20 protein-coding genes are annotated in these 21990 nt (G+C 70.3%); 16 read left to right on the forward strand and 4 right to left on the reverse strand.

All coding sequences use genetic code 11. The features are described from left to right. Positions 1 to 23: 23 nt before the first annotated feature. Positions 24 to 659: a pyridoxamine 5'-phosphate oxidase family protein gene (locus AB0M87_RS19535; protein WP_365854488.1), complete on the reverse strand. Its 636-nt coding sequence runs from the start codon at positions 657 to 659 to the stop codon at positions 24 to 26. A 142-nt stretch (positions 660 to 801) separates the two neighbouring features. Between AB0M87_RS19535 and AB0M87_RS19540 the strand changes: the two genes are divergently transcribed. The 6 genes from AB0M87_RS19540 to AB0M87_RS19565 all read left to right on the forward strand — a co-directional run bounded on the left by AB0M87_RS19540 (position 802) and on the right by AB0M87_RS19565 (position 7295). After that, positions 802 to 1998, forward strand: a complete 1197-nt coding sequence (locus tag AB0M87_RS19540; RefSeq protein WP_365854490.1) for an argininosuccinate synthase — start codon at positions 802 to 804, stop codon at positions 1996 to 1998. A gap of 53 nt (positions 1999 to 2051) precedes the next feature. Then, on the forward strand, positions 2052 to 3482 hold the full coding sequence (gene argH, locus AB0M87_RS19545; protein WP_365854492.1) for an argininosuccinate lyase: 1431 nt from the start codon (positions 2052 to 2054) through the stop codon (positions 3480 to 3482). Positions 3483 to 3643: 161 nt separating this feature from the next. Next, the gene (locus AB0M87_RS19550; RefSeq protein WP_365854494.1) at positions 3644 to 4615 is read left to right on the forward strand and encodes an aldo/keto reductase; all 972 of its coding nucleotides are present in this window, start codon (positions 3644 to 3646) and stop codon (positions 4613 to 4615) included. Between the two features lie 43 nt (positions 4616 to 4658). Continuing rightward, positions 4659 to 5162, forward strand: a complete 504-nt coding sequence (locus AB0M87_RS19555; protein WP_365854496.1) for a metallophosphoesterase — start codon at positions 4659 to 4661, stop codon at positions 5160 to 5162. 55 nt (positions 5163 to 5217) lie between these two features. After that, positions 5218 to 5769, forward strand: coding sequence for a helix-turn-helix domain-containing protein (locus AB0M87_RS19560; RefSeq protein ID WP_365854498.1), 552 nt, complete (start codon positions 5218 to 5220; stop codon positions 5767 to 5769). Next, on the forward strand, positions 5766 to 7295 hold the full coding sequence (locus AB0M87_RS19565) for an MFS transporter (protein ID WP_365854500.1): 1530 nt from the start codon (positions 5766 to 5768) through the stop codon (positions 7293 to 7295). The genes AB0M87_RS19560 and AB0M87_RS19565 overlap by 4 nt, the downstream gene beginning before the upstream one ends. Before the next feature lie 13 nt (positions 7296 to 7308). Here the strand turns inward: AB0M87_RS19565 and AB0M87_RS19570 are convergent, their stop codons facing one another. Then, the gene (locus AB0M87_RS19570; protein ID WP_365854808.1) at positions 7309 to 7980 is read right to left on the reverse strand and encodes a lysophospholipid acyltransferase family protein; all 672 of its coding nucleotides are present in this window, start codon (positions 7978 to 7980) and stop codon (positions 7309 to 7311) included. 307 nt (positions 7981 to 8287) lie between these two features. Between AB0M87_RS19570 and AB0M87_RS19575 the strand changes: the two genes are divergently transcribed. From AB0M87_RS19575 to AB0M87_RS19585, 3 genes are all read left to right on the forward strand, one after another. Then, positions 8288 to 9430 carry a glycerophosphodiester phosphodiesterase gene (locus AB0M87_RS19575; RefSeq protein WP_365854502.1) on the forward strand — a complete coding sequence of 381 codons (1143 nt, stop codon included), beginning with the start codon at positions 8288 to 8290 and terminating at the stop codon, positions 9428 to 9430. A gap of 104 nt (positions 9431 to 9534) precedes the next feature. After that, positions 9535 to 10029: a sigma-70 family RNA polymerase sigma factor gene (locus AB0M87_RS19580; RefSeq protein WP_365854504.1), complete on the forward strand. Its 495-nt coding sequence runs from the start codon at positions 9535 to 9537 to the stop codon at positions 10027 to 10029. Positions 10030 to 10066: 37 nt separating this feature from the next. Beyond that, positions 10067 to 10570, forward strand: coding sequence for a GNAT family N-acetyltransferase (locus AB0M87_RS19585; protein ID WP_365854506.1), 504 nt, complete (start codon positions 10067 to 10069; stop codon positions 10568 to 10570). A 49-nt stretch (positions 10571 to 10619) separates the two neighbouring features. Here the strand turns inward: AB0M87_RS19585 and AB0M87_RS19590 are convergent, their stop codons facing one another. Further along, the gene (locus tag AB0M87_RS19590; protein ID WP_365854508.1) at positions 10620 to 11063 is read right to left on the reverse strand and encodes a hypothetical protein; all 444 of its coding nucleotides are present in this window, start codon (positions 11061 to 11063) and stop codon (positions 10620 to 10622) included. A 2-nt stretch (positions 11064 to 11065) separates the two neighbouring features. Next, positions 11066 to 11425 (reverse strand): hypothetical protein, encoded by a 360-nt coding sequence (locus tag AB0M87_RS19595; RefSeq protein ID WP_365854510.1) that lies wholly within the window; start codon positions 11423 to 11425, stop codon positions 11066 to 11068. Positions 11426 to 11972: 547 nt separating this feature from the next. On the opposite strand from AB0M87_RS19595, the gene AB0M87_RS19600 reads away from it, so the two are divergent. The 7 genes from AB0M87_RS19600 to cobA all read left to right on the forward strand — a co-directional run bounded on the left by AB0M87_RS19600 (position 11973) and on the right by cobA (position 21919). After that, on the forward strand, positions 11973 to 13016 hold the full coding sequence (locus AB0M87_RS19600; protein ID WP_365854512.1) for an ATP-binding cassette domain-containing protein: 1044 nt from the start codon (positions 11973 to 11975) through the stop codon (positions 13014 to 13016). Beyond that, complete coding sequence (locus tag AB0M87_RS19605; RefSeq protein ID WP_365854514.1) at positions 13013 to 13687, forward strand: methionine ABC transporter permease; 675 nt, start codon at positions 13013 to 13015, stop codon at positions 13685 to 13687. Before AB0M87_RS19600 ends, AB0M87_RS19605 begins: the two co-directional genes overlap by 4 nt. 89 nt (positions 13688 to 13776) lie before the next feature. Continuing rightward, a complete protein-coding gene (locus AB0M87_RS19610; RefSeq protein ID WP_365854516.1) occupies positions 13777 to 14637 on the forward strand; it encodes a MetQ/NlpA family ABC transporter substrate-binding protein in 861 nt (286 codons plus the stop codon). Between the two features lie 143 nt (positions 14638 to 14780). After that, positions 14781 to 15419 (forward strand): GNAT family N-acetyltransferase, encoded by a 639-nt coding sequence (locus AB0M87_RS19615; RefSeq protein ID WP_365854518.1) that lies wholly within the window; start codon positions 14781 to 14783, stop codon positions 15417 to 15419. A gap of 150 nt (positions 15420 to 15569) precedes the next feature. Further along, complete coding sequence (gene cbiE, locus AB0M87_RS19620; RefSeq protein ID WP_365854520.1) at positions 15570 to 16748, forward strand: precorrin-6y C5,15-methyltransferase (decarboxylating) subunit CbiE; 1179 nt, start codon at positions 15570 to 15572, stop codon at positions 16746 to 16748. Between the two features lie 311 nt (positions 16749 to 17059). Continuing rightward, a complete protein-coding gene (gene cobT / locus AB0M87_RS19625) occupies positions 17060 to 20503 on the forward strand; it encodes a nicotinate-nucleotide--dimethylbenzimidazole phosphoribosyltransferase (RefSeq protein ID WP_365854522.1) in 3444 nt (1147 codons plus the stop codon). Between the two features lie 177 nt (positions 20504 to 20680). Continuing rightward, positions 20681 to 21919: a uroporphyrinogen-III C-methyltransferase gene (gene cobA, locus AB0M87_RS19630; RefSeq protein WP_365854524.1), complete on the forward strand. Its 1239-nt coding sequence runs from the start codon at positions 20681 to 20683 to the stop codon at positions 21917 to 21919. Positions 21920 to 21990: the final 71 nt, after the last annotated feature.

Here is a 21990-nt window from a genome sequence, read left to right on the forward strand (position 1 = left end):
CAGCCCTCCGCAACACCGTCTCGTTATGTGGTCCCTACAACGGTCTCTCCGGCCTTGTCCGTGCTCCTCGGAGCGGGCGGCAGCACGGGCAACGGCAGAGGCAGTCCCGGCAGTCCGTCGATGCTCCGGGCCACGTGTTCCTTCTTCTCAAAGTACTGACCGAGCGATACGTCATCCTCGCGCGCGAACCGCTTGGCGTGCAGGTCACGGTCCTCGTCGTAGGTCATGAAGGGAACCGCGTAACCGCAGGTGTCCCGGATGAGTTCGGCCGTCACCACGATGACCGCGCGCAGTCCGTGCACGGTGGAGTCGACGCCGGGAAAGTGCCGGAGCAGGTCGCGGAAGCGCGGATCGTCGCGGAAGACCGGCTCCCCCCGGCCGTGCACCCGCACGATGTTGGGCGGCCCCTGGAAGGCGCACCACATCAGCGTGATGCGGCCGTTCTCGCGGAGGTGGGCGACGGTCTCCGCGTTGCTTCCCGCGAAGTCCAGATAGGCCACCGTCTGTTCGTCGATGACCGCGAAGGAGCCGCTGACGCCCTTGGGCGAGAGGTTGACCGTGCCGTCGCCGTCCAGCGGAGCGGTCGCGGCGAAGAATATGTGCTGCTCCTCGATGAAGGTCCTGAGCCGTCCGTCAATGTGTGCGTACGTCTTTCCCATGAGGCGGATTATCGCCGCCGTGTCCGCCGCGAAGCGCATTTCAGCTGCTGGACGAGTCGGGTGGCGGGTGAAGGGCTTTGACAAAACATACGGACCACTGCATAATTATACCCACCAGTGATCGCACCGTGAGGAGAAACCCGTGACCGAGCGCGTCGTACTCGCCTACTCGGGAGGCCTGGACACGTCCGTGGCCATCGGCTGGATCGCCGAGGAGACGGGCGCCGAGGTCATCGCCGTCGCGGTGGACGTCGGCCAGGGCGGCGAGGACCTGGACGTCATCCGTAAGCGCGCCATCGCCTGCGGTGCCGTCGAGGCCGAGGTCGCCGACGCCAAGGACGAGTTCGCCGACGAGTACTGCCTCCCGGCGATCAGGGCCAACGCGCTCTACATGGACCGCTACCCGCTGGTGTCCGCGCTCTCGCGGCCCGCCATCGTCAAGCACCTCGTTGCCGCGGCCAACAAGCACGGCGCCACCACGGTCGCCCACGGCTGTACGGGCAAGGGCAACGACCAGGTGCGTTTCGAGGCGGGCATCACCGCGCTCGGGCCCGACCTGAAGTGCATCGCTCCGGTCCGCGACTACGCGATGACCCGGGACAGGGCCATCGCCTTCTGCGAGGCGAACAACCTGCCGATCGCGACGTCCAAGAAGTCCCCGTACTCCATCGACCAGAACGTCTTCGGGCGGGCCGTCGAGACGGGGTTCCTGGAGGACATCTGGAACGCGCCGATCGAGGACGTGTACGAGTACACCGAGAACCCGGCCGCACCGCGTGAGGCCGACGAGGTCGTCATCTCCTTCCAGGCGGGTGTCCCGGTCGCCATCGACGGCGAACCGGTCACCGTTCTGCAGGCGATCCAGCAGCTCAACGAGCGGGCCGGCGCGCAGGGCATCGGCCGGATCGACATGGTCGAGGACCGTCTCGTCGGCATCAAGTCCCGGGAGATCTACGAGGCGCCCGGCGCCATCGCGCTGATCACCGCCCACCAGGAGCTGGAGAACGTCACCGTCGAGCGCGAACTCGCCCGCTACAAGCGGCAGGTCGAGCAGCGCTGGGGCGAGCTGGTCTACGACGGCCTGTGGTTCTCCCCGCTCAAGCGGGCCCTCGACGGCTTCATCAACGAGGCGAACCAGTACGTGACGGGCGACATCCGGATGACCCTGCACGGTGGCCGCGCCGTGGTCACCGGGCGCAGGTCCAGCGAGTCGCTGTACGACTTCAACCTGGCGACGTACGACTCGGGCGATACTTTCGACCAGTCCAAGGCGCAGGGCTTCATCGAGATCTTCGGCCTCTCGTCGAAGATCGCCGCCCGGCGCGACCTGCGGCCCTGAGCCCGCAGACCCGGCCCGCCCCCACGTACGACATCCCCTTGAGGAGCAACGCAGTGAGCAGCAACACCGGTGACGTCCGGCTCTGGGGCGCCCGTTTCGCCGACGGCCCCGCCGAGGCGCTGGCGAACCTGTCCGCCTCGGTCCACTTCGACTGGCGACTCGCGCCGTACGACATCGCCGGTTCCCGCGCCCACGCCCGGGCGCTGCACAAGGCCGGCCTGCTCACCGCGGACGAACTGACCCGGATGCACGCGGGCCTCGACCGGCTCGAGGCGGACGTCGCCGACGGATCGTTCACCGGGACCGTCGCCGACGAGGACGTGCACACCGCCCTGGAGCGCGGTCTGCTCGAGCGGCTGGGCCCCGACCTCGGCGGCAAACTGCGGGCCGGCCGGTCCCGCAACGATCAGATCGCCACGCTCTTCCGGATGTACCTGCGCGACCACGCCCGGATCATCGGCGGACTGATCGCCGACCTCCAGGACGCGCTGGTCGGCCTCGCCGAGGCGCACCCCGACGTCGCCATGCCCGGCCGCACGCACCTGCAGCACGCCCAGCCGGTGCTCTTCGCCCACCACGTGCTGGCCCACGCACAGGCCCTCTCCCGGGACGCCGAGCGGCTGCGGCAGTGGGACGAGCGGACCGCGGTGTCGCCGTACGGCTCGGGCGCGCTGGCCGGGTCGTCGCTCGGCCTGGACCCGGAGGCGGTGGCCCAGGACCTCGGCTTCGAGCACGGCTCCTCGGGCAACTCCATGGACGGCACGGCGTCCCGTGACTTCGTCGCCGAGTTCGCCTTCATCACGGCGATGATCGGCGTCAACCTCTCGAGGATCGCCGAGGAGATCATCATCTGGAACACGAAGGAGTTCTCCTTCGTGACCCTGCACGACGCCTTCTCGACCGGCTCGTCGATCATGCCGCAGAAGAAGAACCCGGACATCGCCGAGCTGGCACGCGGCAAGTCCGGCCGCCTGATCGGCAACCTGACCGGGCTGATGGCCACGCTCAAGGCCCTGCCGCTCGCCTACAACCGCGATCTCCAGGAGGACAAGGAGCCGGTCTTCGACTCCTGCGACCAGCTGGAGGTCCTGCTGCCGGCGTTCACCGGGATGATGGCGACGCTGACCGTGCACCGGGACCGTCTCGAGGAACTGGCCCCGGCCGGCTTCTCGCTCGCGACCGACATCGCCGAGTGGCTGGTCAAGCAGGGTGTGCCGTTCCGGGTCGCGCACGAAGTGGCCGGCGAGTGCGTCAAGGAGTGCGAGCGGCACGGCATCGAACTGGACCAGCTCACCGACGAACAGTTCGCGAAGATCTCCGAGCACCTCACCCCCGAGGTGCGCTCGGTGCTGAACGTCCCCGGCGCACTGGCATCCCGCAGCGGACGCGGCGGCACCGCCCCCTCGGCGGTCGCCGTCCAGCTCATCGAGGTCAAGGCGAACCTGGTCATCCAGCACGCCTGGGCCACGGCGAAGAAGCCGTAGGCACGCCGCGGCGACCACACCCGGCGGCGTCCGGCACCTTTCCCCGGGTGCCGGACGCCGCCGTCGGGGTTCATGGGCAGCTCGTGTCCGTGGGTAGACCGGCGTTCGTGGGTAGGGGTGAAAGGGACCGAAGTTCACCGACCCGCGCAGGGAGCCCCCCGATGCCCTTCGCCCGCCTCACAGCAGCGACCACCCCCACGGCCCACATCGGGCTCGGCCTGGCCGCCGTCGGCAGGCCCGGATACATCAACCTGGGCCGAGACCAGGACCTGCCAGCCGAGCGCACCCCCGAGGCCCTGCTGGCACGGACCCACGAACTGCTCGACGCCGCCTACGCGCAGGGCGTCCGCTACTTCGACGCCGCGCGGTCCTACGGCCGCGCCGAGGCATTTCTGGCCGACTGGCTGCGCGCCCGCCCGTCCGTCCAGGACGTGGTGATCGGCAGCAAATGGGGTTACACCTACACCGCCGACTGGCGTTCCGACGCGGACACCCACGAGGTGAGGGACCACGGGGTGGCGAGCTTCGACCGCCAGCGCACCGAGACCGGGATGCTGCTGGGAGACCGGCTGGATCTGTACCAGATCCACTCCCTCACTCCCGACAGTCCGGCCCTGACCGATACCGAGCTGCACGCCCGGCTCGCCGCCCTGGCCGCCGAGGGTGTCACCATCGGCTTCTCCACGAGCGGCCCCGATCAGGCGGACACCATCCGGGCCGCCCTTGCTCTCCGGTTCGACGGCGAGCCGCTCTTCAGCACGGTCCAGGCCACCTACAACCTGCTGGAAACGGCGGCCGGCGACGCCCTGGCCGAGGCCCACGACGCGGGCTTGACCGTGATCGTCAAGGAAGCCGTCGCCAACGGCCGGCTGGCCGGACCCGCGGCGCCCGCGCCACTGCGCGACATCGCCGAGGAGACCGGTGCGACTCCCGACGCGGTCGCCCTGGCGGCCGTGCTCTGCCGGCCGTGGGCCGGAGTGGTGCTGTCAGGAGCCGCGACGGCGGTTCAGCTGACGGCCAATCTGCACGCCGCGGTGGTCGATCTCGACGAGGAGCAGCTGGGCGGACTGGGCGCACTGCGAGAGGAGCCAACCGCCTACTGGCAGCAGCGCGCCAAGCTGCCGTGGCACTGAGCCGTGGCACCGATCCTGGCACTGAACGAAGGAGGCCGGACCGGTGCGGCTGCTGCTGACCTCCGATACGCACATCCCCAAGCGGGCGAGAGAGCTGCCCGCTCAGCTGCTGGCGGAGCTCGGCCGGGCCGATGCCGTACTCCATGCGGGCGACTGGGTGGACCCGGCCACCCTGGACCTGCTCGAAGCACGCGCGCGACGTCTCATCGGTGTGTACGGCAACAACGACGGCGCGGAGCTGCGCACCCGGCTGCCCGAAGTGGCACGGGTGGAACTCGACGGTCTGCGGTTCGGTGTCGTGCACGAGACCGGAGCCGCGCAGGGCCGCGAGCGGCGGTGCGCCGAACGGTTCCCGGACCTGGACGTCCTGGTGTTCGGACACAGCCACATCCCCTGGGACACCACCGCGCCGGGTGGCCTGCGGTTGCTCAACCCGGGTTCGCCGACCGACCGACGACGACAGCCGTACTGCACCTATATGACCGCTGAGGTGTCGGACGGCCGACTGGCCGGGGTCCGTCTGCACCGGCTGCCCCGACGACGCTGAGATCCCTCCGGCCTTGAATGAGACAATTATGTCTCATTCGAGGTACAGTCGTCTCATGACTGTCGACCGGGACCACGTGCTGCGCACCGCCGCCGCGCTTCTCACCCGCAGGGCGACCGCCACGATGGACGAGGTCGCCAGAGCGGCGGGCATCGGCCGGGCCACCCTGCACCGTCACTTCGCGGGGCGAGACGCACTGGTCAGGGCGTTGGAGGAGCTCGGGATCACGGAGTTCGAGGCGGCACTGGATGCCGCCCGGACCGACGAGGGGCCCGCTGTCGCCGCGCTGCGGCGTCTCATCGCCGAAGTGGAGCCCGCAGCCGGGCTGCTCGCCTTCCTCGTCACCGAGAATCAACTCTTCGAGGGCGACGAGGTGAACGAGGGCTGGGCGAGGCTCGACGCCCGGGTCTCCGCGCTCTTCCGGCGGGGTCAGCAGGAGGGCGGCATCCGGATCGATCTCACCCCCGCCTGGCTGACCGAGGCCCTGTACGGGCTCATCGGCAGTTGCGCCTGGGCGATACAGGACGGCCGGGTCGCGGCCAAGGACTTCTCGTACATGATCGCCGAGTTGCTGCTCGGCGGAGCACAGCGGAGCGTGGAGCAATGACCAGTACCGACCGCCGGGCCACGGACTCCCGGTCCACCGGCAGCGCCGGCCGCTGGCTCGCCCTGGCCGTGCTGGTACTCGCCGTTCTGCTGGTCGCCGTCGACGCGACCGTACTGGGCCTGGCGACGCCCTTCCTCAGCGAGGACCTCAAACCCTCGGGCACCCAACTGCTGTGGATCGGCGACATCTACTCATTCGTCATCGCGGGCCTGCTGGTCTCCATGGGCAGTCTCGGCGACCGAATCGGCCGCAAGAAGTTGCTGCTCACCGGCGCCGTCGCGTTCGGTGCGGTCTCCGCGCTCAACGCCTACGCGGCGAGCCCGGAAATGATGATCGTGGCGAGGGCGCTGCTCGGTGTCGCGGGCGCCACCTTGATGCCGTCCACCCTGGCGCTGATCCGCAACATCTTCCACGACCCCAGGGAACGCAGCCTGGCCGTCGGTGTCTGGGGTGCGGCCGCTTCGGCGGGTACCGCGGTCGGGCCGGTCGTCGGCGGCTTTCTGCTGGAGAACTTCTGGTGGGGTTCGGTCTTCCTGATCAACCTGCCGGTGATGGCGGTGCTCGTCGTGGTGGGGATCAAGCTCCTTCCGGAGTCTCGCGACCCCAGCCCCGGACCGTGGGACCTGATCAGCGTCGTCCTTTCGCTGATCGGCGTCATGGCGGTGGTCTACGCGGTGAAGGAAGCGGCAGTCGGCGGCTTCCGCTGGGACATCCTGGCGGCCGCGCTGCTCGGTGTGCTGGCCCTGTTCTGGTTCGTCCGGCGTCAGCACACCCTGACGTCACCGCTGCTCGACATGCGGCTCTTCCACCACCGGGGGTTCTCCGGGGCGGTGCTCGCCGATCTGCTGACCATCCTCGGACTCTCCGGGCTGGTCTTCTTCCTCTCGCAGTTCCTCCAGCTGGTGCAGGGACGCTCCCCGCTGGAGGCCGGCCTGATCGAACTTCCGGCCGCGGTCGGAGCGGTGGGCACCGGCCTGCTGGCCGGGCGGGTGGCCCGCAGAGCCTCGGTACGGAGTGCGGTGGCCGGCGGCCTGGGGGCGGTGGGGCTGGCTCTGGCGGCCTGCGTGGCGGTCGACGCCGTCACCGGCGTCGTGTCGCTGGGCCTCGCGCTCTTCGTCGGCGGCCTCGGCGCCGGCCTGGCCTTCACCGTGACCTCCGACGTCATCCTGTCCAGTGTCCCCAAGGAGCAGGCGGGCGCGGCATCCGCTGTGTCGGAGACGGCGTACGAACTGGGCGCCGCCCTCGGTATCGCCCTGCTCGGCTCGGTGCTCACCGGCATCTACCGCGGCTTCTCCGTCCCGCACGGTGTGCCGGCCGGCGCCGCGGCCTCGGCGCACGAGTCGCTCGGCGGCGCCGTCGAAACGGCGAAGACCCTGCCGCACGAACAGGGCGCAGCCCTGCTCTCATCCGCTCAGGACGCCTTCACCCACGGCTTCGAGGCCGCGGCCGGTGTCGGATCGGCCGTGCTGTTCGCCACCGCGGTGACCGCCTGGCACCTGCTGAAGGGCCAGAAACTCGACGTCTGACAGCCGCGGGCGGTCAGGCCGCCTTGGCCTTCGTCGCGTACATGTCTACGTACTCCTGGCCCGAGAGGCGCATGACCTCGGCCATCACCGAGTCGGTCACCGCGCGCAGCACATAGCGGTCGCGGCCCATTCCGTCGTAACGGGAGAACTCCATCGGTTCGCCGAAGCGGACCGTGACCTTCCCGGGGCGCGGCAGACCCGAGCCGCCGGGCTGGATCTTGTCCGTACCGATCATGGCGAACGGCACCACCGGCGCGCCCGTCATGAGAGTGAGCCGGGCGATGCCCGTCCGGCCGCGGTAGAGCCGGCCGTCGGGGGAGCGGGTGCCCTCCGGGTAGATCGAGAAGGCCTTCCCGTCCTCGAGCACCTGGCGGCCCGTCATCAGGGCTGCGACACCGCCGCGTCCGCCGTCCCGGTCCACCGGGATCATGCCCACACCGGTGAAGAACCAGGCCATCAGCCGGCCCTTGATGCCCTTGCCCGTGACGTACTCGTCCTTGCCGATGAAGAAGACCTGACGGTCCAGACAGATCGGCATGATCATCGAGTCGATGAACGTCAGGTGATTGCCCGCCAGGATGACCGGACCCGTGCCAGGGATGTTCTCGGCGCCCTCCACCTGCGGTCGGAACATCAGGCGCATGATCGGTCCGAGCACTGCCTTGATGAGCGCGAGTCGGGACAACGGTTCCTCCGGAGTCATGGCCGATCGGCCGCCACTGGGTATGTGCTGTGAGGTCTCTGCAGGTGAGGACGATACTCGCGGGTTGTGTCCGCGCGCACATCGGGTTCATCCACCCGATACACAGTGTTCTCGGTACACAGCGTTCTCGGGCCCCGTGGTTCTCGGTCCACATTGTTCCCGGTACACGGCGTTTTGGGTACACGGTGTTGTCGTGTTGCGTCCAGATCTACCACCGCGCACGCCGTAAATGCCTACCATCGGGCACTTCAGGCTCAGCAGGTGCGGGACATCACATGGAGGTGTGTTCATGAGCACGGACAGGGGCCCCGGGCGGCGTACGGTTCTGGGTGCGGCGGTGCTGGGTACGGCCGCGCTGGGATTCTCCGGAACGGCGAGAGCCGACGAGCGCAGCGGAGGTCACGGCGCGTCCTACCGGAATCTGCCCGTCCCCACGATCATCGGACACCGCGGTACCGCCGGTTACCGGCCCGAGCACACCATCGGCTCCTACCAGCACGCCCTGGATCTCGGGGCGCACATCGTCGAGCAGGACGTGGTGCCCACCAGCGACGGGCACCTGATCTGCCGTCATGAGAACGACATCACGGCGACGACGGATGTCTCCGCGCACCCGGAGTTCGCGGACCGCAGGACCACCAAGACCGTCGACGGCGTCCCCATCACCGGCTGGTTCACCGAGGACTTCACCCTCGCCGAGATCAAGAGGCTGCGGGCCAAGGAACGCATTCCGGGCACCCGCCAGCACAACACCCTTTATGACGGCCGCTGGTCCGTGCCCACCTTCGAAGAGGTGTTGCGGTGGGCCGAGAAGGAGAGCCGCAAACGCGGCAGGCCCGTCTGGCTCTACACCGAGACCAAGCACCCGACGTACTTCCGCAAGCTCGGCCTGGGTCTCGAGGAGCCGTTGGCCGCCGTGTTGCGCAGGTACGGCCGCGATCACCGCGACTCACCGCAGTTCCTGCAGTCCTTCGAACCCAGCTCCATCCAACGGCTCTCCGGGCTCGTCACCACGCCCGGCGTGGTGCTGTTGTCCGGTCCCGACAGCAGGCCCTGGGACTTCGTCGAGACGGGAGACCCGCGCACGGTCGCCGACCTGCAGACCCCCGAAGGGCTCCGGTGGATCTCCTCCTACGCCCAGGGCATCGGCCCCACCCTCGACTCGATCATCCCGAAGGACGCCGCCGGCAAACTCACCGAACCGACCACGCTGGTACGGGACGCCCACGCGCAGGGGCTGGTGCTCCATCCGTACACGATGCGGAACGAGAACACCTTTCTGCCTGCGGACTTCCGGCGCGGTACGGACCCCAACGCCTACGGGGACGCCTTCGGCGCGTTCCACACGTACTTCGCCACCGGCATCGACGGGGTTTTCTCCGACAATGCGGACACCGCGTTGCTCGCGGCCGCCGACTTCAACGACCGCTGAGACGGCGGTTCTTCTCGCGATCGCTCCCGTGCGAGTTGTCCTCGTACGAGTGATATGCGGCCGCCGCAGCAACCAAGCGCGGCGGCGGCCGCGTTACGACCGGCATGGACCTCGTCAACGAACTGAGCCCGCTGCTGGCCGCCGAGGCGGCCGCCGAAGCCTTCGCGGCCGGGGTGGACCCCGCCGATCTCGAACAGGCCGTGTGGGTCCGGTTGCTGGAACAGGCCCCGGCCGAGCCGAGGCGCTGGGTGCGCGCGGCGGTCCGGGCCGAGGCGCGCCGCGCCCGGCGGCAGGCCCGGCGGGAACTGCCGTACACGGTTGAGCCGACGGCAGGTCCCGACGCGCGCCCGGAGCAGTTCCTGCTCGCCGCGGAACGCCGCCGCGTGGTGCGGGCGGCCGTGCGCCGGACACCGGGGCGCTGTCCGCAGGTGCTGACCGCGATGCTCTCGCCGGCCGACCCCACCTATCGCGAGATCGCCGGCGAGTTGGGTATGTCACAGGGCAGTCTGGGGCCGGTTCGTTCCCGTTGTCTGGGATGTCTGCGGCGAATGCTGATGTCGGAGGTTGCGGCGCCCGGCCGGTGGGGAAAGGAGCGTTAGACAACCGGTGGAACAGGTGAGCGGGAGGCATGCACACATGGGCATGAGCGTGACCATCTCAGCGGCAACCGCGCAGGATGCCGAGCAGATACTCAAGTTGCAGTACCTGTGCTACCAGAGCGAGGCCGAGCTCTACGGCGACTACTCCATCGAACCGCTCACTCAGACCCTCGACGGCCTGCGGGCCGAATTGGCCGAGGGGCACGCCCTGGTGGCCCGGCTCGGCGACGAAGTGGTGGCCTCGGTGCGCGGTGGCGTCGACGCGGCGGGCACGGCGCGGATCTCGAAGCTGATCGTGCACCCCCGGATGCAGCGACACGGTCTCGGTGGCCGACTGCTCACCGCCATAGAGGCGCGGTTCGCCTCCGAACCGGCCGCCAGGCGCTTCCAGCTCTTCACCGGCCACCGGAGCGAGGGCAACCTCCGGCTGTACCGCAGCCATGGGTACGTACCGGTGTCGACGGAAGAGGTCGGCTCGGCCCTCAAGATCGTGACGTTGGAGAAGGACGCCGCGGCCCAGGCATACGTGAAGAGCGCCTAGGTCCACGAGATCGACCGGACAGGACCTGGTCGCATCGATCACGAGCGGGCTACATCCTCCCGGGCGCCGGCTGTCCGCCCTCGCCCGCGCCGGCCCTGCGCAGCCAGAGCATGCCCAGCACCGGGAGGATGACCGGGATGAAGACATAGCCCATCCCGTAGTCGGACCAGACCGTGGCGTCCGGGAAGGCGCCCGGATCGGCCAGTGTCCAGGTCCCCACGACGAGTACGAAGACCAGCTCGGCGGCGCAGCAGACCAGCGCCGCCCTGCGGGCCCGCTCACCGCCGCGGACGAGCGAGTAGGTGATGAAGCCGTAGACCACGGCCGCCAGGGCCGACAGGCTGTAGGCGAGCGGCGCCTTCCCGAAGTCCATGATCATCTGAACTATCGAGCGAGATGCCGCCGCGACCGTGAACACCCCGTAGAACCAGACGAGAACCCGGCCGGGGCCGGTGCCCAGTTCGTACCGGGGCTTCTCCTCAGCTGCGGTCATCGTCAGTTTCCCCAGATGTCGTAGAGCCGGACTTCCAGCACGGCCAGAACCACCGCGCCCGCGGCCACGGTGACCGAGCCCCATCGGGTCCGCTCGGTCAGCGAGAGGAACCCGGCCGCGGGCACGGCCGCGAAGGCACCGATCAGATAGGCGATGAAGATCGCCTTGCCCTGGTCCGGCTGCTCGCCACGGGCGAGCTCCACCACGCCGATCACCAGCTGTGCCAGTGCGAGCGCCGAGACCACGGCCATGCCGATGAAGTGCCAGTCCTTGGTGGGCTGGTCACGATAGGCGGCGTAGCCGCACCAGGCGGCGAGGGCGAGCGCGGTCACCGCGACCGCGACCGTCAGGGCGTCAAGCATGGAGTTGAGGGTATTACGCCCCACAGGGTCCGCCGCGCGCGCCCCGGACCGGTGGGCCAGGCAGCCGTGGCCTTGGCCACAGCACGGTGGTTGCCGCCCCGCTGCGCGCCGGGGCCCCGCAGCCCTCTCGCAGTACGTCGGCGCAGGTCGCACCGGGTGGACCGGCGATCGGGGCGGGGACGCCGCTCCCGTCCAAGCATGTCCGCTATACGGACATCGGTTATCGGCCTGCCCACCGGTCTGGTTTACTTGCCGCATGACCACGACGAGCAGCCGCACCCCTGCGACCGAGGCGATCCGCCCGCCCGGTGCCCGTTGTATGTGTCGAATGCGCGCTTTCTGAGGGCCCCCGCCCGAGTCCCGCGCCCCGAAGCGGGACCGAGAGCCGAGCCGCTGCGCGTCCGTACATCCCACCGGTACGGCCGGCGAGTTCGCCCCGCGCACGACTGCCTTCCGGTCTTCACCGGTAGGGCCGTGCCGCGCTTCCAGACGAATGCCCCGTGCCCGGCGGAGACTGCGCCGTGCACTCGACAGTGACGGAAATTCTGTGATCACCACCACCGGGCTGACGAAGGTCTATGCCTCGCGCGGCCGTGAGGTCACCGCCCTGGACGGCGTCGATCTGCATGTCCGCGAGGGCGAGGTGTTCGGCGTCATCGGCCAGAGCGGCGCCGGCAAGTCCTCCCTCATCCGCTGCGTCAACCTGCTCGAGCGGCCCACCGCAGGCACCGTGAGCGTCGACGGCGTCGACCTCACCGCCCTGGCCGGACGCGGCAGGCGAGCCGGACAGCAACTGCGCGCGGCACGCAGCCGGATCGGCATGGTCTTCCAGCACTTCAACCTGCTGTCCTCGCGCACCGTGCAGCACAACGTGGAACTGCCCCTGGAGATCCTCGGGATCTCCGGCCGTGAGCGCGCCCGCAAGGCGCTCGAGCTGCTGGACCTCGTCGGCCTCGCCGACAAGGCGAAGTCCTATCCCGCGCAGTTGTCCGGCGGTCAGAAGCAGCGGGTCGGTATCGCGCGGGCGCTGGCCGGTGACCCGAAGGTACTGCTCTCCGACGAGGCGACATCCGCCCTCGACCCCGAGACCACCCGCTCGATCCTCCAACTGCTGCGCGACCTCAACCGGCAACTGGGGCTCACCGTGCTGCTCATCACCCACGAGATGGAGGTCGTCAAGACGGTCTGCGACTCCGCCGCACTCATGAAGCGCGGCAGGATCGTCGAGTCGGGAACCGTCGGCGAACTCCTCGCGACACCGGGCTCCGAACTCGCCCACGAGCTCTTCCCGGTGGGGGGCGCTCCGTCCGGACCCGACCGCACGGTCATCGACGTCACCTTCCACGGGGACAACGCCGCCCGGCCGGTGATCTCGCAGCTGTCCCGCACCTACAACATCGACATCTCGATCCTGGGCGCCGCGATGGACACCATCGGCGGCAACCAGGTCGGCCGGATGCGTATCGAACTCCCCGGCCTCTTCGAGGAGAACGTGGTGCCCATCGGGTTCCTGCGGGAACAGGGCCTGCAGGTCGACGTGGCCGGTGCGGAAGCCGGCGCGGCCGCGCTGGTCGAGGAGGGTGTCAAGTGAGCTGGTCGGAAATGCAGCCGCTGCTGTCCCAGGGGACCATCGACACCCTCTACATGGTGCTGTGGTCCACGGTGGTCACGGTGGCGGTCGGACTGCCGCTCGGCGTGCTCCTGGTACTCACCGACACGGGCGCCTTGCTGCAGAACCGCCCGGTCAACAAGGTCGTCGGCGTCGTGGTGAACATCGGGCGCTCGCTGCCCTTCATCATTCTGCTGATCGCGCTGATCCCCTTCACCACCTTCGTGGTCGGCACCTTCATCGGCCCGACCGCGATGATCGTGCCGCTGGCGATCGGCGCCATACCGTTCTTCGCCCGGCTGGTCGAGACGGCTGTCCGGGAGGTCGACCACGGCCTGGTCGAGGCCGTCCAGTCGATGGGCGGCAGCGTGCCCACCATCGTCCGCAAGGTACTGCTGCCGCAGGCGCTGCCCTCGCTGATCTCCGGGATCACCACCACCGTCATCGTGCTGATCGGCTACTCCGCGATGGCGGGTGCGGTCGGCGGTGAAGGACTCGGCTCCAAGGCGATCACCTACGGATACCAGCGTTTCGAAAACGACTTCATGATCGCGACGGTGATCGTCCTGGTGGTGATCGTCACAGTCATCCAGCTGATCGGCGACGGCGCGGTACGGCTCCTGGAGCGCCGGGGGCGGCGCACGTCCTCGTAAGGCTCCCCCTCCCCACGGACTTTCTTCTCCACAGAGCCCGCACTCCTTGTCCGGGCGTCATTCCGCACCACTGGAAAGAGGCACTTTTCGTGCGTAACTCACTCAAGGTATCCGCGGCCGCGGCTGCCACCGCGGCGCTGGCCCTCGGCCTCACCGCCTGCGGCACGTCCTCCGACCCGTCGAGCAAGCCGGAGGGGGCCCGGGCAGACACCAGCAAGCCGCTCGTCGTCGCCGCCTCACCGGTCCCGCACGCCGACATCCTCAACTACGTCAAGACCCGTTTGGCGGCGAAGGCCGGTCTCAAGCTCCAGGTCAAGGAGTTCACCGACTACGTCCTGCCGAACAAGGCCACCCAGAGCGGCCAGGTCGACGCCAACTTCTTCCAGCACAAGCCGTATCTCGACGACTTCAACAAGAAGAACCACACCGACCTGGTGCCGGTCGTCAGCGTGCACCTGGAACCGCTCGGCCTGTACTCCAAGAAGGACAAGGACCTCACGTCCATCAAGGCCGGCCAGACGATCGCCGTCCCCAATGACACGACCAATGAGGGCCGCGCCCTCAAACTGCTCGCCGACAACGGCCTGATCACCCTCAAGCCGGGCGTCGGCCAGGCCGCGACGCCCTCCGACATCAAGGACAGCAAGGGCCTCAAGTTCAAGGAGCTCGAGGCGGCCACGCTGCCCCGCGCGCTGAACGACGTCGACGCCGCGGTCATCAACGGCAACTACGCCATCGACGCGAAGCTCAAGCCGGCCAAGGACGCTCTCGTGCTCGAGAAGGCCGCGGGCAACCCGTACGCCAACCTGCTGGTGGTCAAGAAGGGCGGCGAGCAGGACCCGCGGGTCCGGAAGCTCGCGAAGCTGCTCAACTCCCCGCAGCTGAAGAAGTACATCGAGGACAAGTACCAGGGCGCGATCATCCCCGCCTTCGGCACCGTCAAGTCCTGACCGCCGCACGGTCCTTCGGGGGCAGGCCCCGCGTACCCTCACGTGGTACGCGGGGCCTCCCCGCGCGCACCCGGCCACGCTGAGCACGGTCCCCATGCTGCATGCTGTGGTTTCTTACCCGGTCCCCGGCCATGGAGCAGCGCATGACGACCACCTTCCCGGACATCTCCATCAGTACGGACCGGCTGGTACTGCGCCCGTTCGAGGAGGCGGACATCCCGCCACTGACCGACATGATGAACGATGAGCTGGTCACCGCCTGGATCGCGGCCCCGCATCCGTACCGGCACATCGACGGCGAGCGCTGGGTCCGCAGGATCGCTCCCGCTGAGCGCACGGCAGGTCGTGGCATCGTGCTCGCCGTCACCGAGTTCCTCACCCAGCGACTGGTCGGCACCATCCACCTGCGCGCCACCAACTGGCGCACCCTGGCCACCGAGGTCCGTTACATCACCGCCCCCTGGGCGCGCGGTGAGGGATATGCCACCGAGTCGGTCCTTGCCATCGCGCAGTGGCTCTTCCGCGACCAGAAGTTCGAGCGCATCGAGCTGCGCACCCCGGCCGACAACACCGCCGCGCAGCAGGTCGCCCAGAAGATCGGCTGCATCAGCGAAGGCGTGCTGCGCAATGCCTGGATAGCCCGCACCCAGGTCGAGGACGGCGGCTGGACCGACATCCGCACCGACCTCATCGTGTGGAGTCTGCTGCCCGAGGACCTGGACGGGGTAGCAGACCAGCTGGCCGAGGCGAACGGGTACGGAAACTTCAGCGACTGGAACTGACCTCCTCGTCCGCGCAAAGCCGAAGCGGGTACGCTCACGGTGCGCTGTCCCGCTTCCCACCTGCAACAACCACACCTGCGTCAAGTTCGCCCCGCAACTTCTTCACCTGTTTCCGACTTCGCCTGCAACAACCCCAGGAGACTGACGACGATGGCCGACCGGGTCACGGTGATCGGCTGGGACGGTTCCCCCCTCACCCCGGCAGCCAGCTCCGCGCTCGCCGCCGCCACCCTGGTGGCCGGGGCCGGCCACCACCTCGCACTCCCCGAAGTGCCTGCGGGCGCCGAGCGGATCCGCCTGGGCAGCGTGAGTCTGGCCGCCCGCCGGATCGCCGGCCACCGCGGCAGCGCGGTGGTCCTCGCCGACGGGGATCCCGGCTTCCACGGAGTGGTGCGCACGCTGCGCGCTCCCGAGTACGGCCTGGAGGTCGAGGTGGTCCCCGCCGTTTCCTCGGTCGCTGCCGCCTTCGCCCGGGCCGGGATGCCATGGGACGACGCGGAGATCGTCGTCGCACACCCGCGTACGCTCCGGCGCGCCGTCAACGTCTGCCGGGCGCACCCCAAGGTCGCCGTCCTCACCTCCCCGGGCGCCGGGCCCGCCGAACTCGCCCTGCTGCTCGAAGGGGTCCACCGCACCTTCGTCATCTGCGAGGAACTCGGCACCGAACGGGAGGCGGTCACCGTACTCACCTCGGACAAGGCCGCCGACCACACCTGGCGCGACCCCAATGTGGTCATCGTCATCGGCGGCAGCAGCGCCCCGGACACCGCAGCCGTACGCGGCTGGGCGCTGCCGGCCGCCGAATACGGGGAGGGGTTGGGCGAAGGGGAGCACGCCACCCTGCGCGCCGCCCAGTTGGGTCGCCTGGGCCCCCGCACCGGCGACCTGGTCTGGGACATCGGCTGTGGCAGCGGGGCGCTGGCCACCGAGGCGGCACGGTTCGGCGCCGCGGTCATCGCGGTCGACGCCGATCCTGAGGCATGCCGCCGTACCGACGCCGTCGCACGTCGCTTCGGCCTGCAACTGCAGATCATCCACGGGCGGGCGCCCCATGTGCTCGAGCGGCTGCCGGAGCCCGATGTCGTACGGATCGGGGGCGGGGGAGTGGCAGTTGTCACGGCCTGCGCCGACCGCAGGCCGCAGCGCATCGTGACCCACGCCGGGACCCGGGACGAGGCCGAGGCGCTGGGCGCGGCCCTGGCGGAGGGCGGGTACGTCGTCGAATGCGCCCTGCTGCAGTCCGTTGCCCTGGACACCGCGTCCTGGGCCGAGCAGGAGCGCTCCGTGGTCTTCCTGGTCTCGGGCAGGCGTCCGGAAAGTGGCCCCTGACCCTGCTCAGGAACGGCGCGGGGTAGGCTGGCCGACTGTTGTACCGCAGCTGGGGGTTCGGCGCTTCGTTCGCCAATGTCCGGAAAAAGGGACCGTTTTGGGCCCGGTGTGGTACGGCGGCACCGGGGGACGCGCAACGTGGCGCAGCCCACAGCGAACCGCAGCGGAAACCTCTGTGCGGCGCCGAACGGCCGTGACAATACTGAGTTCCCGCAGGCCTTTCGTACCGAGCGGAGCGCCCGCTCGTTGTTCTCAGTACGGGCGTCCCGGTAAAGGGCTGAAGGAGCACTATGGATGGGCGAGGGGTACGCATGACCGACACCGGCCAGGTCCCGGCCGAGGGACTGCCGGAGAACGCAGGCATGGTGGAGCAGCCGGGCATCCCCGCCCCCGGCGCCTACACCTACCTCGACCCCTCCGAAAACCCTGCCGAGGACGACGACCTGCTGCTGATGCCAGGTGCCCAGGGCGCCTGGAGCGAGCCGCAGTCCCAGTTCGACCCGCAGTCCCAGTTCGAGCCGCAGTCGCAGTTCGACCCGCAGAGCCCGCTGGAGCAGCGGCGCCCGCTGGAAGCTCAGGCCCCGCTCGATCCGCGAACCGCTGAGGCCGCCGCGCCGGCGCCGGAGCCCGGCGCGCACGAGACCGGCGGGCGCGACACCGGCGCGGTGGACCTCGGCGCGGTCCGGACCCCCGTCCAGGCGCCGCCCGCCGCTGCACCCCCGCAGCGCAGGCCCCTGCACATGGGCCCGCCGGTCCCCGACACCACCGGCGGCGTGGTGCGTTCGCTGGCCGATCGCGGCCCCACCGCGACGCCCGCCCGCCCGGTCCCGGTACAGGACAACGGGCCACAGACCATGGGCCCCGAGTATCTGGACTTCAGTTGCGAAGACGCGGCAGCGCTGCCCGGGCCGCAACTCGGTGAGATCCCTCCGCAGGCAGCCATGGAATGGAACCCGCTGCCGCCGCCCGCTGCGCCCGGCCGGCTGGAGGCGGACCCCGTGCCCCACCCGGCCGAGTCCGCGGAGCCGGGCGTTTCCGGGCCGCCCGTCGCCCCGACCGGTGCGGAGCCGCCGGTCGACGCGGCGTACCCCGCCGCAACGCCGCACGCCCCTGCGGCAGCCGCGCCCGCCGCGTCTGCCGTCCCCGCCGGAGCCGCGCCCACGGCTGCCGGACCGGACTCGCCGGGCGGCTTCGTGCCGGTCGAGGGTTCGCTGCCGTCCGCGCCCCACCTGGCTCCGGCGCCGGTGGCCATGACGGCTGCCCCCGCCGAGGCCCTTCCCCTGCCCGAGCACATCGATTCCGCCGATGCGGCGCCCGCCCCGGCGGAACCGCAGCCGGCGGAACCAGAACCGTCCGCAGGCTCCCTCGCTGAGCCGACGGCCGCACCGGTCGAGGAGTCGGCAACACCTGCCTCCGCGGCGGCCGAGCCGGAGCCCGAGGCCGGGCCGGCTGAGACGGAAGCCACAGCCATCGATGCCGCGGCGGCGGTCCCACCGGCGCTGGAAGCCGAGCCGCCGGCCGCTCAGCCCACGCCGGAATCCGCCCCCGAGCCGAGCGCGGCAGCCCCGGCGGCGTCTGTCGAACCCCCGGCACCCGACGCCGTACCGGTGCCCGACGTCGTACCCATACAGAGCGGGGAGCAGCGACCCGGGCCGGCAGCGGTCGCGGTGCCCGCCCCCCGTCACGGTGGGTCATCGGCACAGCCGCAGGCCGCCGAGGAGCCGGAAGGACCCCCCGAGGCCCTCGCATCCCCCCTCCAGGAGCAGGAACCACAGCCCGCGACGCCGCTGGACGTGGACCCGGTCGCGGCCGTCGCCGAGACCGCCACGGCGCCGGAGAGCCCCGCAGCCCCGGAGCTCGACACCCCGCAGGAGCCTGTCACCGCGCCGGAGGCAGTCTCCGAGCCGGAGACGGAGCCCGAGGCCGCCCCGCAGCCCACCGCCTCACAGCCCACCGCCTCACAGCCCACCGCGTCGCAGTCACCCGCGCCCGCCGATCAGCAAGCCGCCGCCGAGCCCGCACCGGCCGCCGCACCCGCTTACGAGGACGCCGAGCGCGAAGCCGTCCTGCGCGTCATGCGCGAACGCCGGGACATCCGCAACGGTTTCCGCAGCGATCCCATCCCGCACGAGGTGCTGCTGCGGGTCCTCGAGGCGGCGCACACCGCGCCGAGCGTCGGCCACTCCCAGCCCTGGGACTTCGTCGTCATCCGCTCGGCCGAGACCCGCCGCTCCATGCACGAACTGGCGCAGCGCCAGCGCGAGACCTACCTCAAGTCGCTGCCCAAGGCCCGCGCCAAGCAGTTCAAGGAACTGAAGATCGAGGCCATCCTCGACACCCCGGTCAACATCGTCGTCACCGCCGACCCCACCCGTGGCGGCCGGCACACCCTGGGCCGTCACACCCAGCCGCAGATGGCCCCGTACTCCTCGGCCCTCGCTGTCGAGAACCTCTGGCTGGCCGCCCGCGCCGAGGGACTCGGTGTCGGCTGGGTCAGTTTCTTCGACGAACGCGAGATGGTCCGCGCACTCGGGCTGCCCGAGCACCTGGAAGTCGTCGCCTATCTCTGCGTGGGATACGTCGACGAATTCCCCGAGGAACCCGAGCTGATGCAGGCGGGCTGGTCCAAGCGCCGCCCGCTGTCCTGGGTGGTGCACGAGGAGACGTACGGCCGCCGCGCGCTGCCCGGCGAGGAGCCGCACGACCTGCTCCAGGAGACCATCACCAACATCCGGCCGCTGGACGCCAAGGCGCTCGGCGAGGCGTGGGAGCGCCAGAAGCGGATGACCAAGCCCGCCGGTGCGCTGGGCATGCTGGAGATCATCTCCGCGCAGCTCAGCGGTCTGTCCCGGATGTGCCCGCCCCCGGTCCCGGAGCCCGCCGCCGTCGCGATCTTCGCCGGTGACCACGGGGTGCACGCGCAGGGCGTCACGGCCTGGCCGCAGGAAGTGACCTCCCAGATGGTCGCCAACTTCCTCGGCGGCGGAGCGGTCTGCAACGCCTTCGCCAACCAGGTCGGCGCCGAGGTCTGTGTCGTCGACGTGGGCGTCGTCGGCGAGCTACCGGCCACGCCCGGACTGCTGCCCCGCAAGGTCCGGGCCGGTACCGCCGACTTCACGACCGGCCCCGCGCTCAGCCGCGAGGAGGTGCTGGCCGCGATCGAGGTCGGCATCGAGACCGCCCGCGATCTGGTCGCGGCCGGCAACAAGGGCCTGCTCACCGGTGAGATGGGCATCGCCAACACCACCGTGTCGGCCGCTCTGATCTGCGTCTACACCGGTCTGGATCCGGCGGAGGTCACCGGCCGGGGCACCGGCATCAACGACGAGATGCACGCCCGTAAGGTCGATGTCGTGCGCCGCGGCCTGGAACTCCACCACCCGGACCCGACCGACCCGGTCGGGGTACTCGCCGCAGTGGGCGGCCTCGAACACGCCGCGCTGGTCGGCTTCCTGCTCGGCGGCGCCTCACTCCGTACGCCGGTGATCCTCGACGGCGTGAGCGCCGGAGCCGCGGCCCTCGTCGCCCGGGCGATCGCCCCCGAGGCACTGGCCGCGTGCATCGCGGGCCACCGCAGTGCGGAGCCGGGCCATGTGGCCACTCTCAACAAGCTGGGGCTGCGCCCGCTGGTCGACCTCGACCTCCGCCTGGGCGAGGGCACCGGCGCGCTGCTCGCCCTGCCGGTGGTGCAGAGCGCGGCCAGGGCCATGCACGAAGTGGCCACCTTCGACTCGGCCGGCGTAACCGAGAAGTAGCGGTCGGCCCAGCGGGCCGAGGGACCGGGAGCGTCGGTTCCCGGTGCCCTCGGCCGCCCGCCGCGCACGGCGGGAACGTAAAGTGTCCCCGGGGCCGTCAGACCCCGCCCCACCAGCCGCTTCACCGTCGCAGCGGCCCCACCGCACCCCTCCCCGCCGCGAGGAGCCAGCCACCCCATGGCCGAGCACGTCGAGTATCCCGCCTACCCCGTAGGTCTCCGCCTCTCCGGCCGGCGCGTCGTCGTCATCGGTGGGGGACAGGTCGCGCAGCGCCGCCTGCCCACCCTCATAGCGGCCGGCGCGGACATCGTCCTGGTGTCCCCTTCGGCCACTCCCTCCGTGGAAGCCATGGTCGAGGCGGGCGAGATCCGGTGGGAGCGGCGCGCCTATGCGGACGGCGACCTCGCCGGTGCCTGGTACGTGTTGATCGCGACCGGTGACACCGAGGCGAACGAGCGGGCATCGGCCGAGGCCGAGCGGCACCGGATCTGGTGCGTACGCAGCGACGACGCCGAAGCCGCCACCGCATGGACACCGGCCACCGGCCGCAGCGAGGGAGTGACCGTGGCCGTCCTCACCGGCCACGACCCGCGACGCTCGGCCGCCGTGCGCGATGCGATCGTGGAGGGCCTGCACGACGGCACGCTCGCCGCCCCCTACCACCGCACCCGTACCGACACGGCGAGTGTCGCCCTGGTCGGTGGCGGACCCGGTGACCCGGACCTGATCACGGTGCGCGGCCGCCGGCTGCTGGCCGAGGCCGATGTCGTCATCGCCGACCGGCTCGGTCCGCGCGACCTGCTCGCCGAGCTGCCCCCGCATGTCGAGGTGATCGACGCGGCGAAGATCCCGTACGGCCGGTTCATGCCCCAGGAAGCCATCAACAACGCGCTGATCGAACACGCCAGGGCGGGCAGGACCGTCGTACGGCTCAAGGGCGGCGATCCATTTGTCTTCGGCCGGGGCATGGAGGAGGCCGAGGCCCTCGCCGAGGCCGGCATTCCGTGCACCGTGGTGCCCGGCATTTCCAGCTCCATCAGCGTGCCCGGCGCCGCCGGCATTCCGGTCACCCATCGCGGTGTGGCCCATGAGTTCACCGTGGTCAGCGGGCATGTCGCCCCCGACGACGAGCGTTCGCTGGTCGACTGGCCGGCCCTCGCCACGCTCCGCGGCACCCTGGTCGTCCTGATGGGCGTGGACAAGATCGCAGCCATCGCCCGTACCCTGATCGAGCACGGAAAGGCCCCCGAGACCCCGGTGGCCCTCGTCCAGGAGGGCACCACCGCCGCTCAGCGGCGGGTCGACGCCACGCTGGCGACCGTGGGCGAAACGGCCAGGTCAGCGGGTGTGCGTCCGCCCGCTGTCATCGTGATCGGGGCCGTCGTCGGCGTGGGACCTTCGCGCCGCCTTCCGTAGCAGGGCCGAAGCACCCGCAGCCGTCGCGGTGTCCCGCCGTTGGCACCTCACCCAGGACAAGGCAGTATCAC

This window comes from Streptomyces sp. NPDC051320 (assembly GCF_040682175.1).
Taxonomy (GTDB): domain Bacteria; phylum Actinomycetota; class Actinomycetes; order Streptomycetales; family Streptomycetaceae; genus Streptomyces.

What these genes read in the sequence shown, in the direction of transcription:
- AB0M87_RS19535 (WP_365854488.1), bottom strand. Translation starts at nt 659, where the DNA reads ATGGGAAAGACGTACGCACACATTGACGGACGGCTCAGGACCTTCATC.
- AB0M87_RS19550 (WP_365854494.1), top strand. Translation starts at nt 3,644, where the DNA reads ATGCCCTTCGCCCGCCTCACAGCAGCGACCACCCCCACGGCCCACATC.
- AB0M87_RS19560 (WP_365854498.1), top strand. Translation starts at nt 5,218, where the DNA reads ATGACTGTCGACCGGGACCACGTGCTGCGCACCGCCGCCGCGCTTCTC.
- AB0M87_RS19565 (WP_365854500.1), top strand. Translation starts at nt 5,766, where the DNA reads ATGACCAGTACCGACCGCCGGGCCACGGACTCCCGGTCCACCGGCAGC.
- AB0M87_RS19575 (WP_365854502.1), top strand. Translation starts at nt 8,288, where the DNA reads ATGAGCACGGACAGGGGCCCCGGGCGGCGTACGGTTCTGGGTGCGGCG.
- AB0M87_RS19580 (WP_365854504.1), top strand. Translation starts at nt 9,535, where the DNA reads ATGGACCTCGTCAACGAACTGAGCCCGCTGCTGGCCGCCGAGGCGGCC.
- AB0M87_RS19585 (WP_365854506.1), top strand. Translation starts at nt 10,067, where the DNA reads ATGGGCATGAGCGTGACCATCTCAGCGGCAACCGCGCAGGATGCCGAG.
- AB0M87_RS19590 (WP_365854508.1), bottom strand. Translation starts at nt 11,063, where the DNA reads ATGACCGCAGCTGAGGAGAAGCCCCGGTACGAACTGGGCACCGGCCCC.
- AB0M87_RS19595 (WP_365854510.1), bottom strand. Translation starts at nt 11,425, where the DNA reads ATGCTTGACGCCCTGACGGTCGCGGTCGCGGTGACCGCGCTCGCCCTC.
- AB0M87_RS19615 (WP_365854518.1), top strand. Translation starts at nt 14,781, where the DNA reads ATGACGACCACCTTCCCGGACATCTCCATCAGTACGGACCGGCTGGTA.
- cbiE (WP_365854520.1), top strand. Translation starts at nt 15,570, where the DNA reads ATGGCCGACCGGGTCACGGTGATCGGCTGGGACGGTTCCCCCCTCACC.
- cobT (WP_365854522.1), top strand. Translation starts at nt 17,060, where the DNA reads ATGACCGACACCGGCCAGGTCCCGGCCGAGGGACTGCCGGAGAACGCA.
- cobA (WP_365854524.1), top strand. Translation starts at nt 20,681, where the DNA reads ATGGCCGAGCACGTCGAGTATCCCGCCTACCCCGTAGGTCTCCGCCTC.